Origin of the sequence: Mucilaginibacter sp. L3T2-6, assembly GCF_030519355.1 — a bacterium.
Taxonomy (GTDB): Bacteria; Bacteroidota; Bacteroidia; order Sphingobacteriales; family Sphingobacteriaceae; genus Mucilaginibacter.
Window position 1 is genome coordinate 1 of the sequence record NZ_JAUMKC010000020.1, and the last position, 14609, is coordinate 14609.

The window sequence follows — 14609 nt, forward strand, 5'->3', positions numbered from 1 at the left end:
GGCCATGGTATCGTTCGCAAATATTATTGCTGGCAGGTTGCACCGCTGCAGAGCCCGATTCCCCTTATATCTGCATAGGCTATTTAGCACTTTTTTTCCCTATTACCACCAACTATTTTTGGCATCATTACCATAAATAAAAAATAAAAAAGCGTGCTGGAAAGACCAGCACGCAGGAATAAAAGAACTTTACGCGATGAGCGCTGTTCGCAGGTATGCGGCGCGGTACGCATAAATAGCCAGTACTTACTTTGCAGGCGCCAGCGTTGCTGTTACCTTTCCGCAGGTAAGCATTTGACTGCCGAAGTAAGGGTTTTTAATTTGCTGGGTCTCGCTCAGCCAATAAGCCTTTTTCATTGGGCAATACTGCTCGTAAAGTGTTGTGGTATTCAATTTTAACGCTTTCAGGGCATCATACATATTTGCTGATAAATTTTCGAAATGCTCCCGCTGGTGATCTACAATGTTTACCGAACTGATATGCCGGGCATCGAATAATAATTTATCCCGAAATTTCGCAAAAGTCTTTTGCTGATCAGCTGATAATTCGGCGGCCGTATTGGCCGACAGGGCATTAACCAGATCTTTGGCCTTTGCCGAAGCAGTATTACCGTCGCCATTTACCAGTGCATTCTTAACATCCAGGTAAGCGGTCACAATTTTGTCTATGGGGTTTCCGGCTAAGCGGCTGGCCCTGGCTGATGGAATTATAAGCGCCATTATCAATATAAGGCATAATGCTTTTAAAATTTTCATATAGCTTATTTTATTAAGTTGATTAATCGGTATAGTAAAATTAAGACATCCTTTATTATAAACGCGGATAAAGTCTTAAAAATACTTCACCACCCATCGGACCAGAGCCGTAAAGACTGGTCAGTTTTTTTGTCACGCCATAATAAGTAAGCTGGCCACCGGCTGCAAGGTTTAGTGGCCCAACCTTCAATAAATCATAATTCAAACCCAGGGTGATAGCATTTACAGGAAAAATCGTGTCGTCGCCATAAGCAAGCGGGTTTAAATTCAGTTCTTCGGTTGTTTTCTGTACGAATTCAAACCGGGTGTAGGCATCCAGCTTTTTGATGCGGATATCGCCCTCCAGTAAAATTGAATTATCAGCGGCGTGACCTGCGGTTTTGTTCATGCCCCAAACCGCAGTGGCGTTGAATGTCTTACTGTTGCCGAAAGGCAGGCTGTATGTTGCTGAGGCAGTGGTACGATGTACATCTTCTGCAGGCATAAGTGCTTCGGGGCTTTTAATAAAGCCGTGCGACACTTGCAGCGCCCAGTTCTCCGAGGGATTATAATCAAGCCTTGTACTCCATGAATCAAAGCGCGGTTTGTCAAAATTGTAACGGTTTTCGTCAGGTTCCCGGCCGGTGAATAACGAGCCTTCTATTTTAAATTGATCATACCGGAAGCCAACGGTAGCCACGCCAAATGTAATATGCGTGGCGTCCGACCAGTGATGGCTCAGGGGGGCATCGGGGTTGGCAAGGGCAGACGGCCGGTGCATAAAGGCAACAGGCCCCAGGGCAGGCTCGCCGGGATAGCCCAGGTAAAAGCTCAGGTCGGTCTTTTTTGAGAAGGCGTACGTGTATGTAGCAGCAAGTTCCGCAAACAGGTCGTGCGGATGCTGGCGGTCGACAAGGGGGACTCCATTCCAGCTTTCACCGGTTTGAAACAGCAGCGGATAACCAGGTCCGTGTTCCGTCAGTGGATCGAGCGACATCATCAGGTTAAAGCTGATCAGTCCGTTTTTACCTACCGGACGCTGCGCCATGCCCATAAACCAGTTGGGCGCATCAACCTTGTGCCCGCCACGGCTGCCTTTATTGGCAAAGTCCTGGTTGGTATACCTGAATGCGATATTGCCGTGCAGCATGTACATCCATTCCTTGTGATGAAACATTATGCCATACATAGGCGAAGCGTCCGGCAGCCAGCTGGTGCCGGAGCCATTGCGCTCCATCGGCAGATTTTTGGATTGGGAACTGCTCATCATCATCTCCATGCCACCCATTGATTTTTCGCCCATATCCATTCCGGGCATTTTTTTCTTTTTGGCAGTGTCAGTCATCATCATGTGATGATGCTTTGCAGTATCGTTCATATTCATTTTTTGGGAGAATGCGCTGAACATCAATCCGCAAAAAACGACTGTAAGAAAGTATTTCATAAATGTATGATTACAGATGGCGGGCCATCAAATAAAATAAATAGTGAATTGAGGCAACGGGCAGAAATTGCCCCTGCCGGGATAGAAGAGGACTATGCCTCATCAAATAAGGAAGGAATGGTTTTGTATAATAATGGCTCTGCCCGATTTATCAGGAGGCGCCTTGGTTTGCTGCGGTAAAATAACCCGGACAAAAGGTGTCGCTGTTACAAAATTTGCCAATTGCAGCTGAGGTGCCGGTATAGCAACCTGGCCGAATTGTACTTCGGTTGCAGGCTTTATATTTTCTTTAATAACATAACTGCCATGCTTTTGGATGCAGTCTTTTTTGCTTTGTTTACAGCAAGCCATGCCATGGTGACCCATAGCCATTGGCATGACTGGCGTGGAAGCAAAGTTTGCAGCTGTACAATGCACCATGCAGACGAACATTCCCGTTGTCAGCAGCAAATAAAATGCGGTGATACTTAATACAGCAGCTTTTTTCATGCAAAGGCAAAGTTACCGATTAATTGTACACGCGATTATAATAATTGTTTAGATGATGTAAAATTGAGCGGCGGGATATTAAATAACACTTTAAAAATTCCTAAACCTGATGGTCTTATTATCTTCCCAAACGCAAAAGATTTTATCGCCAGGCAACCGGGCCGATTTCAAATAGCCGCCGTTTCCTACGGTGATAACATTTTTATTTTTGACAGATACCAGCTTAACAGTATCATTATTCTGAAGGGATATCAATGGATCGGCGCCCGTACCTGCAATACCCGGGTTGCGGCCGTTTGCAATGAATATTTCGGCCTTTCCGGGCTCGGCAAAATAGACCATCCCCTTGCGCTGCCAGGTAGTTTCGATGGCATTGCTGTTGTCGATAGAAATGCTGCCGCCATCCATCGGACAGCCGTTCAGTTTCCAGGTATCACGGCCCATCTTTTCGGCAGCAGCGAAAGTTTTACCGCCGTTAATTGATTTGGTTATGTATAAATCCCTCGAACCATTAAGCCAGTTCCTGAACATAATTACAACTTCACCGTTTTTTACGGCGATGTTGGGTTTGCAGCATTCGCAGGTGTGCCCGTCCGGAGATTGGTAAGCCAATATATTTTTTGACCATTTACCGGCCCTGGCCGTTAGTGAAGAAAAATAGATTTGATTTCTGCCGCCTGTCCTCGTGTCGAGCCAAACGGCGTAAAAATTATTTTTATGGTCAGCAGCAAGCCCCATCAAACCTTCAGGTGCGGATTTGCCGAGATCATTGACCATGCCCATAGGCTGCCAGTTACCGGAGTTGCCATAAAGCCTGAACCAATGAATATTGCCGGTTTTGTCCATCGCGGTGATTACCGATATACCGTCTGAACTAGCGAGCTGCGGTCCGCGCGACATGCCTAAATGCATGCCCGGGATTGTAGCTACCAGTACCGGTTCTGAAAAAGTGAAGCCTTTGTCAACTGATGTAGCACAAAATACCTGGTCTTGCCTGCCGAACACGACACGTATTACTCCTTTGGCATCTACAGCCAGCTGCGGTTGTTCTCCGTTTGATAATACGCCGGTTAGGCTTTTTGATGACGATATACTGAGCAGCAGAAAAGCGGCCAGCAAGATAGCCGGATAGATTTTTTTCATAATATTAACAAATATAAACAGCGGGTTACTAAACCACCAAATATGTACCAGGCTATTTTACCTCATCCACATTCCACCCATTCACCAAAAAATAAGGTTTACCGCTCCCTGCATCCCTGCTTTCATAGCTGCATTTTATTGTCCTGCTTTCGCCAGGTGCAAGGCTGATATAATTGTCCCCGAATATTACCGGTAGTATGTCATCTCCGCCTTTTTCTTTTAATGCCCGTATGTGTACAAAAAATGCGACTGCTTTACCCGTGTTCTTTATCGTTACCTGGTAGGCAGGCCGGGCCTTGTTACTACCTGCTGTATGCGTTACTTTTAAAGTAGTTTTAGGCATGCTGCTGAGCGGGCTGTAATCTGCAAAGGCCGACTGTGGCGTATAATACCATGTCGATTTTTTCCAGTTCAGCTCGTCTTTTTTTGAAGATAGCCAATACCAGTTGATACTTTCTACTTTGCCGGCAGCATTCTTAAGTTCCAATCTTACAAAATAAACATCGGTTAAGTTGGCAATAGTTGGCAAAACAAAGCATTGCCTGGTGCCATCGCCGGCCACATTGGCGGTTACTTCCTTGCTGAACTTTTGGCTACCGTCCAGGTTATAAACCGTTGCTTTAACCTTTAAGCCACTATACGCCTTTTGCCATGAGTTAATGATGTTAACACTGTTGGTGTTATACGAATACATCACATGCAGCGGCTCGAGCGATTTCTTCATACCGAAATATGTGCCCGCAGGGTAGAGGTAATAATCGTAGGTATGCCAGATGAGGCTTGGCCATGGGTTGCTTAACATCCATTGCACCACGCCGGTTGCATTATTATATTTCTTTAAGCCATATCCTTCCATCATGGCACGGTGGCCTTCATAATTCTGCAGTTGGGCTTTGTTTATGTAATCCATCATATCTGCGGGCTTTCCATACCGTGCATACAGGGCGGTATCAAAAATTTTAGTGTTGCCAAACTGCATGGTGCCGCAGTGGTACAGCCAATCCGAGCTTTTATTATTGATGGAGTCTTTCGGCAAAAATTTAATTAAGCTTTCATAGGGTGGGATAGAAGGGCCGGGAGAAATCTCTGTAGCAAAGCTCCAGGCGCCGCCATATTTGCCGGTATCCGCCTCCCAGTAGGCGGGGGGAACCCAATCATAGGGGCCAGCCATTTTTACGCCTGTTGGACCGGATACTTTTGATGCAGTCTCATTAGCGCTGGCGATAGTCGGATTAGGCCATTTCAAATCGGCCTCGATGGATAGCCAGTCTGCTTCAACCTTTTTATCACGTGGAGGCATGTCGCTGCCGTTAAGCCAGGTGAGCATAGAAGGCTTGTTACGAAGCCAATACATTACGCTGCTGTCCGACGCCATAGCCACACTTCTTTTAGCGGCATCCCATTTTTCGGGATATTGCCATGCGCCGCAGCACATCCAGCCGCTCATTACCAGTAAGCCCTCGCGGTCGCAAATTTCGTAGAAACTGTCGTCTTCCAGCTTGCCCTCGGAGCGAACGATGTTCATATTCATATCCCGGACAAGTTTGAGTTCCTGCTCCTGGCGCAGTCTTGAGCGGCGCTGGAAAATATCGGGCGACCAGGCAGCTCCGCGCAGCATAATCGGTTTGCCGTTTATTACAAACTCCCGGGCCTTGTTGTTATCAATCATTACCGACGATACCTGCCGGATGCCAAAGGTTTCGGATAATTGATTACTTAATTTACCGCCGGTGTGCATGGAAAGTTCGATGCGGTTTAGCTCAGGCTTACCATATTCCCAGGGCCACCAGATGCGCGGTTTTTTAATATTCAGCTGCGGATACTTTGCGGAACTAAAGGTAACCTGTTTCTTTTCGCGCGGCTTAAGGTGTACTTTTTGTATAAAACTGATTGTTCCGTTTATTTTGCCTTTAACCGTAGCGTCCTGTGGCTCGTCGGTATAATTAACCGCCATGGCATCAACTTCTAAATGGGCTACCGCAAGCGACGGCAAGTCGAATTTAGTGGTTACCAACGGATATTCAACGCCTGCTTTACGGAACGTTTTTATCTCTGCATTATTGATAATGCCGTTATTGAAATCGGGCGGATAATGTATCCAGTCGGCATAATCGATAGCAAGGTCCCCACCGCGTTTATTAGGGTCGAAGGGCCGTTTAACTTCTAACGCCAATACGTTACTGCCGGCATAATTTATATTCTTAGTAATGTCCAGCTCGATGATGCGGAACGGACCCATCACTTGAGTAGAGTCGGCAATTAATTTGCCATTAAGCCAAACATTGGCTTTGTAATTTACTCCCTGTAATTTTAATACTACATTTTTCCCGTTTTCTGATGCGGGCAGCTTAAACTCTTTGCGGAACCACCAGGGTTTATCCAGCCGGGCATCATTCAGCTTTTCGAAATTACGGCCAAAGAAGGGATCGAAATCATAAACTTTGTTGGCTATTAGTCCTGCAATAACTGTGGTGGGCACACTCACTTTGTACCAGTTACCGGCATTAAATGCGGTGGTCGAAATTTGGCTCCCGGAAGAAACGTCGGTTATTGCCGACTGCATGTTCCAGCCCTCTTTCAGCAATTGGCGGTAGTTTTCGGCAGGTACCTGCGCAAACGAATAACAGCCCGCTACAGCGAGCAGAGCGAAAAGTAGCGTTTTTTTCATCATAAATGATTTTTGACAATTGAAGTCGCGAATACCCGGTGGATGTAATTGGTTAACAATTTTAATAAAATAATACGGTAAACTTTAATCCATAACATACTTTTTACGACCTTCGGCCCTACAAAAGCACTACTTATTATGAAAGCGATTTGTGTTTTTTGCGGAGCCAATTTTAACGGCGATAAAGTGCTGGCCGCTGCTATTGAACAACTAGCCGAAGTTTTGGTAACCCGCGGCATAACTTTGGTATTTGGCGGCGGCAGGGTTGGCGTGATGGGCTTATTGGCGGATGCAGTTTTGGCCAAAGCCGGTAAAGCTATAGGGGTTATCCCGCAATTTTTAATGGACAAGGAAGTTGGTCATACAGGTCTGACCGAGCTGCACATTGTTGATAGCATGCACCAGCGCAAGCAAATCATGAATGATCTCTGTGATGGGATCATCATGCTGCCCGGCGGCTTTGGTACCCTGGAAGAATTTTTTGAGGTGTTAACCTGGCTGCAGTTGGGTTTGCACAACCACCCGGTAGGCATACTAAATGTAAATGGTTTTTACGACCTGCTGCTGCAGCAGATGGATCTGATGGTAGAGCAGCGATACCTGAAACCGGCCAACCGGGAACTTGTATTAAGTTCCGGCGACCCGATTGAACTGGTAAACCTGATGAATAACATCGAAATCAAGCCGGATGAAGTTTGGTTTAGAGATAGAAATTTGACGTAAAGTGCTTTATTCCCTAAACTCCGGGCTGCCTGGAAATAAATCTATACAACCAATAATACCCCGCCCCGGCAACCACACTTAAGCCAAACAGGGCCCACCATAACAAGCTAAAACCCCCATAAGCTATTATAACACCACCCAGCACCGGCGCACAAATTTGTGCCGCCGACCACGACATTGTGTACAATGCCGCATATTCTCCCCGGTTATACTCGTTACTCCTGCTTATCCAAAACGAATTCAGGAACGGCATGCTCAGCATTTCGCTAAAAGTCATTAATATTACCACAAGCAGTGCGGCAAATACACTTGCCTGCAAATAGATCAAAAGAATGAAACCAAGCGCGCCCATTAAAACGCCTGCCACCACATAAATCAATCCATGCCTTTTTCCTTCCAGGTTGTGTACCAACAGCATCTCTACTACGCCAATGAGTATGCCATTAAGCGCCATCAGTGTACCGATAAAACGTTCGCTAAAGTGCCAGTTCAGCTTATAAAACACCGGTTCCATAATAAAGAACTGGAAAAAGCACATGCCGAATAAAGTAGAAAACAGGATAAAAAACAGGTAAATCCCATCTTTGTATGGCGACATTTTTTGGATGCCCTCCTCCATTTTTTTTATGGTACTCACTACGCTTGCCCTCGGCATCAGTTTTAACAGCAGCAATGCGGCGAGTATATTGGTAATGCCATCAACCCAAAACAGCAAATGATAATTAATAGATGCAACCAGGCCGCCCAAGCCCGCTCCGACAGCCCAGCCAATGTTAATGGCCAGCCTGTTAAGCGAATAGGAACGGGTTTTATTCTCAGGCGTACTGTAGTGCGCTATTGCTGTGGAGTTTGCCGGCCGGAACGACTCATTGCAAAAGCTTAAAATAAACGTAGCGATACATACGGTTAAAAAGGTTGTTTGATAACCCAAAACAAGAAAAAGTATGCCGCCGCTGAAAAGAGCGCCAACCTGCAAGTCGTAAAAGCCTATCCTGTCAGTAAGTTTACCACCTACAAAAGCGCCGCTGATGGAGCCTGCACCGAACATGGTCATCACTATGCCCGCCTGCACAATGGAAAAATGCAGTTGCCTGATACAATAAATGCTCATAAACGGCACTACCATTGTTCCGCTGCGGTTGATCAACATTACCGCGCTCAGATACCAGCTGTTACGCGAGAGTCCGCTGTATGCATTTTTGTATAATTGGATGAAGGAGGCCAGCATAGCGGCAAATATAAACGGCTGCGCCGAAAGGATAAAGCCCGAAGGAGAAAGACCAAAGCAAACCGCCTTATATTAATAAAAAGATTCGATCTTTAGTCTTTCTGTTATTCGTTATATAACGCTGCTCCTGTGCCTTAATAAATGATCGGCTAAAACCAGCGCAGCCATAGCTTCCACAATTGGCACGGCACGCGGCACCACGCAAGGGTCATGGCGGCCTTTGCCGGATATTTCCGCAGCGTTGCCTTGTGAGTCGATAGTTGCCTGGTTGTGCATAATGGTAGCTACAGGTTTAAATGCGACTTTAAATTCTATCGGCATGCCATTGCTGATGCCGCCCTGTATACCGCCTGAATAATTGGTGAGGGTTTTGACGTCGCCTGAAGTATTTTTAATAAATATGTCATTATGCTCGGTGCCGCGCATTTCACTGCCTGCAAAGCCGGAACCATATTCAAAGCCGTGTACAGCGTTTATGCTCAGCATGGCCTTGCCCATATCAGCATGCAGCTTGTCAAAAACAGGCTCTCCTAAGCCGGCAGGACAATTTAAAATATGGCAGCTAACCTTTCCGCCGACGGTGTCACCCTGTTTGCGTACGGAATCGATAAATTGTATCATCTCTTCTGCGGTTGCCGGGTCAGCACAACGGACAATGTTTTTCTCGCGCTCGTCTATAAACTCCTGCGCACTTTTTATTTCAACATTAGGTGCATCAATTTTGCCAACGCTGCTTACGTGGGCAACAATATCAATACCTTGTGTTTTTAGCAGTAATTTGGCTAATGCGCCGGCTGCCACACGCGCCGCAGTTTCCCGGGCAGATGAGCGGCCACCACCGCGATGGTCGCGGATACCATATTTAGTTTGATAGGTGTAGTCTGCATGCGACGGCCGGAAAACATCTACGTTGTGCGAATAATCCTTTGAACGCTGATCCTCATTCGGTATCAACATGGCAATGGGTGTCCCCGTTGTTTTACCTTCAAACACACCGGAAAGTATTTTTACCGTGTCGCTCTCCTTACGCTGCGTGGTGATTTTTGACTGACCTGGTTTACGCTTATCCAGTTCGCCCTGTATATAATCCAAATCCACCTTAAGTTGCGCCGGGCAGCCGTCTATAATTACGCCGATAGCCTCGCCATGCGATTCGCCAAAAGTTGTTATCCTGAATATTTGTCCGAATGAATTACCTGCCATTATATTTTTTTTGATTACACCGATTTGAGGATTATTTCAGCGATTAAACTGATTTTACGATTCTCCGTTTGTCATTGCGAGGAACGAAGCAATCTCGTCGTTATGATTTAACCTCTATGCGTAGTCCGTAATGCATGCGAAGGGATTGCTTCGTCGTTCCTTCTCGCAATGACAAAATTTAACCTTTAGCTCTTTACCTCCGTTGTGAAACCCACCTTCTTCAAATCCTTCCAAAATGCGGGATACGATTTTTCTACCACATCAGCATCTTCAAATTCAATTTCCGGAACTATCAAAGCGAGCGGTGCAAAGGCCATAGCCATGCGGTGGTCGTGGTAGGTGTTTACAAATATACGGTTGGGAATGCTTTTTTCGCTGCAGTCCAGCTTATAAACCTGGCCTTTTTCAATCAGCTTTACACCAATTTTGGCCAGCTCATTTTGCAATGCCGCAATACGGTCGGTTTCTTTTATCTTGAGGGTTTCAAGGCCTGTAAAGGTAGCCTCATGTCCCAGCGCCGCGCAAACCACAATTACGGTTTGGGCCAGGTCCGGGCATTCCTTCATGTCGAATATCTTGCGGATAACCGGCTTCGGTTCTTTTTGCAAGTATACACCTCCATCTTTAAACTGTGAAGTGATCCCAAAGTTAGCCATTATCTCGGTGATAACGCTGTCGCCCTGGAGGCTGTATTGAGTTAAGCCGGGCAGAAATAATTCCGCTTCATCTGCCAATGCGGCTATGGCGTACCAGTAAGATGCGGCGCTCCAGTCCGGTTCCACATGGATGGAGGTCTCGGCAAATTCCTGATTTGCTATCGCGATGACATTGTCTTCCCAGCTGTGCTGTATACCCACACTTTGCAACATCGCCAGCGTCATTTCTACATAGGGCTTTGATGTTAATTCACCTTCAATATGCAGTTCCAAACCCAAAGGCAGCCGTGGCGCAATAAGCAATAATGCCGTAATGTATTGGCTGCTGATATCTCCTTTTACGCTAACCTTGTTCGATTCCTGCACCAAACCGCCCTTTATATGTATAGGAGGGAAGCCTTCATTTTCAACATAATCAATTTGCGCGCCGATCTCCCGCAAGGCGTCCACCAAAATGCCTATTGGCCGTTGTTTCATGCGCGCGCTGCCGGTTAATATTACTTCTTCATCCTGCAAGGTAAAATATGCAGTTAAAAAGCGCATTGCCGTACCGGCAGGACCGATGTTGATTTCGGATACCGTATTTTCGCTGGCAGAATTATCATTTCCACTAACAGCCAATTGTTTATCTGAACGCAGAATGCCTGCCAGCAAAACGGCGTCGGCCGCATCTGATATATTCTCTACTTTAACCTTACCATTGCTCAACGCCTCAATAATTAAAGCACGATTGCACTCGCTTTTAGAACCGGTGAGGTGCACCGTACCTTTCGCAGATTTGTCTCTTTTGGTAAGGATGATGTTGTGTTTCATTTAAAACATTGCATGTAGAGACACAATACTTGCGTCCCTGATTGTGCATTTGATAATTTGCATGTTAAGAGATGCAAGTATTGCTTCCCTATATTTAAAATTGTTGCAGAGGCGCAATATTTCTGTATCTGCACTTGTCTCTGCAACTCCACACAAAAAAATTACGCGTGCGTTAATTTTTCTGCAGCCTGTCCAGCCTCGTCCTTGTTCATGATCTCGGTTTGTTTACGGATGGATTCAGCATGGATAAGCTCCAGCAGTTTTTCAGTAAACTCGGTGCTAAGTTTCAAGGCTTTGGCGTAGCTGGTACGTTTTTGCAAAATATCGTCCCAACGATTAACCTGCAAAATGGTGATGTTGTTATCCTTTTTGTAGTTGCCAATCTGCTCAACAATTTTCATACGTTCAGCCATTTTTTGGATAACCAGGTCGTCAATTTTGTCAATCTGGTTACGCAGTTCCTGCAGTTTGTCCTTAACATCGGCATTGCGTATCTCCGGCTTACGCAAAGTAAGGTGTTCAATAATATCGGCCAATGCCTCGGGGGTAACCTGTTGCTTAGCATCAGTCCAGGCTACAGTAGGGTCGATGTGCGATTCTATCATCAAACCCTGCATATCAAGGTCAAGCGCTTTTTGAGAGATATAGCCAATCAGGTCGCGGTTGCCGGTAATATGACTTGGATCGTTAATTAAAGGCAGTTCAGGGGCAATAGTTTTAAGGCTGATGGCCAGGTCCCACATGGGCTCATTGCGAAAAGCGCTTTTTTCGTGCGATGAAAAACCGCGGTGAATAGCTGCAAGTTTGGTAATGCCCGCGTTATTGATACGCTCGATAGCGCCAATCCATAAAGACAGATCAGGGTTTACGGGGTTTTTAATCATTACGGGCACATCTACTCCTCGTAGCGCGTCAGCAATTTCCTGTACGGTAAAGGGGTTCACGGTAGAACGGGCGCCCACCCATAAAATATCAACCCCTGCGCCCAATGCTTCTTCTACATGCTTGGCATTGGCAACTTCCACGGCTGTTGGCAGACCGGTTTCTTCCTTGGCGCGTTTGAGCCATTGCAGGCCAATGCTGCCTATACCCTCAAATTCACCCGGGCGGGTACGCGGTTTCCAGATACCTGCACGTAAGGCTGATACGCGGCCTGTCCTGGCTAATAAATGCGCAGTGGCTACCAACTGGTCTTCAGTTTCGGCGCTGCACGGTCCTGCAATCAACAACGGTTCGTTGTTTGTTTTAATCCAGGATGATAATGGCTGTATGTTTAAATTCAGTTTCATAGTTTTTTGGATCCGGGAGTCGGTAAAGTCCGAAAAGTACCGGAAAGTTTTTATGGTTAATTATTGTATTTGTTGTCTATTTAATTTTTTTTGTAAGCTTTTACCTTCTTTCGGACTTTCCGACTTTCCGGACTTTTCCGACTTCAGCTCATCTTCTTCATTTTAATATACTTCCTCGGGACTCTTTCGGTTGCCGCGTCTTTCGGCAAGCTGTTGCCTTCTTCGTCGTGGCGTTCATACTCACCCAGAATATTAAAGTTTTGGGTGTATTTTAATATCTGGCGTATGGCGGTGTCGTACTGTTTTGTGTCGTTCCATTCCACATCTACATAAAAATTGTACTCATTACGTTTACCCAGCACCGGCATGCTTTGAATTTTGCTCATATTCAGTTCCTGCTCGGCAAAAATATTAAGCACTTTGGCCAGAGCGCCTACCGTATTGCTTACCTGGAAACACAGTGAAGCCTTATTATGATTCTTTTTTGGTACATTTTCATGATGAGCTAATATCAGGAAACGGGTGAAATTCTTTTTGTTCGATTCTATCCGGCGCTCCAGCACGTCTAATCCATAAAGGCGTGCAGCCAATGAGTTGGCGATGGCCACAGTGTCGGTTAACTGCTCATCACGGATGCGTTTGGCACAGGCCGCAGTGTCATTGCTTTCCACAATGTTCAGCTGCGGATATTCGTCAAAAAAATCTACGCACTGGCGGATAGCAATAGGGTGGGAAGTTACATATTTAATGTCCTCGAATTTTACGCCCGGCAATGCCATCAGGTGCAGCTGTATAGGCAGGTACACTTCGCCAATTACCGGGAAACCATAGCTAAGCAGCAGTGAGTAATTCGGTAAAATGCTGCCGGCGATGCTGTTTTCGATAGCCATCACCACATAGTCGGCCTTTTTATTTTTTAAGGCCTCAAATGTTTGCTTAAATGAATTGCATTCAATGGTTTCAATATCTTCTCCAAAATATTGAAATGCGGCCTCCTCGTGGAAGGAAGCACGTATCCCCTGTATGGCAACTCTAGGTTTTTCTGTTTTCATATTTCCCTTAAGCAAAAAGTCCCGGCTCTTTCGGGCCGGGACTTTTCAGTTTCTTATATGTTTGTTAGTGCATATCAGTCCCGGCTCTTACTGGTAAAGTAAAAGTAGTATCCGTAAAAATATGCGCTGTTAAATTTCATTGTTTTTTTATTCCGACGTAAATGTACGGTTTAAAATGATGTTGTCAATAGAAAATTTTATTTTTTTGAAAATTGAGGAGGTAAACAGAATATTATTTGGTGACACCGGACATTCCTGGTTTGAATCGTTTAATTCACTACCCTGCAATATGGTGATACCGTTCCTTTAGTAAAGTCATCATATAAACGTTAATATCCCACTGATTAGCAACCGGCATTTTGGTGTAAGGAAGCGCAGGCATATAAGGCGCAGGACCGAATTCCGGTGTGATGGTTGTCAATTCAGCGCCGCTTGACAAACGGTGGTTTATAATCTTGTCCCACCAGTTCAGGTGCGCTTGTACTTCGGCCGCCCATTCCGGAGCACGCGGGTCGCTTACCTGGGCCGACTCGCCGTGACCTACCCGCGCGTGGATATGCAACGTCCTGCTTATGGCGGTATCCACAGCTTCTTCCTGGTCTTCCAGCAGGCTTTCGGATACGTTACACCAATGTGAGAAATCAGCGGTGATAACTATGCGTGGATTAGCATCCAATAGCTGTTTGGTTATATGCGCGGCAAACAACGCTTTATTGCGATGGGTTTCATGTGCAACCGTGATACCTGTTTGCTCTGTAAATTCGGATGCCAATTTGAATAACTCGCTGTTTTGTGCGGCGGTGAAATAGTCTTTACCAGTTTGCGAATCGATAAGGATGGGCTTTAGTTCCGCTATGTTTTCCAGGTGCTTTTTATAGCTCTGCTTTTGCAGTTCCAAATCTTTTTCGAACGACTGGTAATATTGGCCGATTAATAAAAGGCCGTGGTTTTTTAATGCGTCAGCTATTTCTTTGCGTTCGTCGGCCTCAAACGGCACAGGTGTCTCGATGCCGTCAAAACCGGCTCCCTTTACTTTAGCGCAGAAATTATCCCAGGTAATATTATCAGATCCCCATTTGGGGCAAAAGAATTTGATTTGCATAGCCAAATGTGGTAATAAATCAGGTTAAATCCTATGTACTAAATTGGTTGTTTTATGGCACTAA

At 45.7% G+C, this 14609-nt stretch carries 12 protein-coding genes; 1 reads left to right on the top strand and 11 read right to left on the bottom strand.

Annotated features, from left to right (window positions below):
- Positions 1–246 precede the first annotated feature (246 nt).
- The 5 genes from Q3W13_RS19305 to Q3W13_RS19325 all read right to left on the bottom strand — a co-directional run bounded on the left by Q3W13_RS19305 (position 247) and on the right by Q3W13_RS19325 (position 6482).
- Positions 247–756 carry a DUF3347 domain-containing protein gene (locus tag Q3W13_RS19305; protein ID WP_302866580.1) on the bottom strand — a complete coding sequence of 170 codons (510 nt, stop codon included), beginning with the start codon at positions 754–756 and terminating at the stop codon, positions 247–249.
- A gap of 55 nt (positions 757–811) precedes the next feature.
- A complete protein-coding gene (locus Q3W13_RS19310) occupies positions 812–2113 on the bottom strand; it encodes a hypothetical protein (RefSeq protein WP_302866581.1) in 1302 nt (433 codons plus the stop codon).
- Between the two features lie 168 nt (positions 2114–2281).
- Positions 2282–2668: a hypothetical protein gene (locus Q3W13_RS19315; protein WP_302866583.1), complete on the bottom strand. Its 387-nt coding sequence runs from the start codon at positions 2666–2668 to the stop codon at positions 2282–2284.
- Positions 2669–2758: 90 nt separating this feature from the next.
- Positions 2759–3811 carry a sialidase family protein gene (locus tag Q3W13_RS19320; RefSeq protein ID WP_302866584.1) on the bottom strand — a complete coding sequence of 351 codons (1053 nt, stop codon included), beginning with the start codon at positions 3809–3811 and terminating at the stop codon, positions 2759–2761.
- 52 nt (positions 3812–3863) lie between these two features.
- The gene (locus Q3W13_RS19325) at positions 3864–6482 is read right to left on the bottom strand and encodes a glycoside hydrolase family 2 protein (protein ID WP_302866585.1); all 2619 of its coding nucleotides are present in this window, start codon (positions 6480–6482) and stop codon (positions 3864–3866) included.
- 135 nt (positions 6483–6617) lie between these two features.
- Here Q3W13_RS19325 and Q3W13_RS19330 point away from each other — a divergent pair, with 135 nt between their 5' ends.
- The gene (locus Q3W13_RS19330; protein WP_302866586.1) at positions 6618–7202 is read left to right on the top strand and encodes a TIGR00730 family Rossman fold protein; all 585 of its coding nucleotides are present in this window, start codon (positions 6618–6620) and stop codon (positions 7200–7202) included.
- 13 nt (positions 7203–7215) lie between these two features.
- Here the strand turns inward: Q3W13_RS19330 and Q3W13_RS19335 are convergent, their stop codons facing one another.
- From Q3W13_RS19335 to Q3W13_RS19360, 6 genes are all read right to left on the bottom strand, one after another.
- Positions 7216–8430: an MFS transporter gene (locus Q3W13_RS19335; RefSeq protein ID WP_302866588.1), complete on the bottom strand. Its 1215-nt coding sequence runs from the start codon at positions 8428–8430 to the stop codon at positions 7216–7218.
- Between the two features lie 111 nt (positions 8431–8541).
- On the bottom strand, positions 8542–9633 hold the full coding sequence (aroC, locus tag Q3W13_RS19340; RefSeq protein ID WP_302866589.1) for a chorismate synthase: 1092 nt from the start codon (positions 9631–9633) through the stop codon (positions 8542–8544).
- A 185-nt stretch (positions 9634–9818) separates the two neighbouring features.
- The gene (aroA, locus tag Q3W13_RS19345) at positions 9819–11102 is read right to left on the bottom strand and encodes a 3-phosphoshikimate 1-carboxyvinyltransferase (protein ID WP_302866590.1); all 1284 of its coding nucleotides are present in this window, start codon (positions 11100–11102) and stop codon (positions 9819–9821) included.
- Positions 11103–11263: 161 nt separating this feature from the next.
- The gene (locus Q3W13_RS19350) at positions 11264–12391 is read right to left on the bottom strand and encodes a chorismate mutase (protein ID WP_302866592.1); all 1128 of its coding nucleotides are present in this window, start codon (positions 12389–12391) and stop codon (positions 11264–11266) included.
- 143 nt (positions 12392–12534) lie between these two features.
- Positions 12535–13443, bottom strand: coding sequence for a prephenate dehydratase (locus Q3W13_RS19355; protein ID WP_302866593.1), 909 nt, complete (start codon positions 13441–13443; stop codon positions 12535–12537).
- 277 nt (positions 13444–13720) lie between these two features.
- Entirely contained in the window at positions 13721–14545 is an 825-nt protein-coding gene (locus Q3W13_RS19360) for a sugar phosphate isomerase/epimerase (protein WP_302866595.1), read from the bottom strand.
- Positions 14546–14609: the final 64 nt, after the last annotated feature.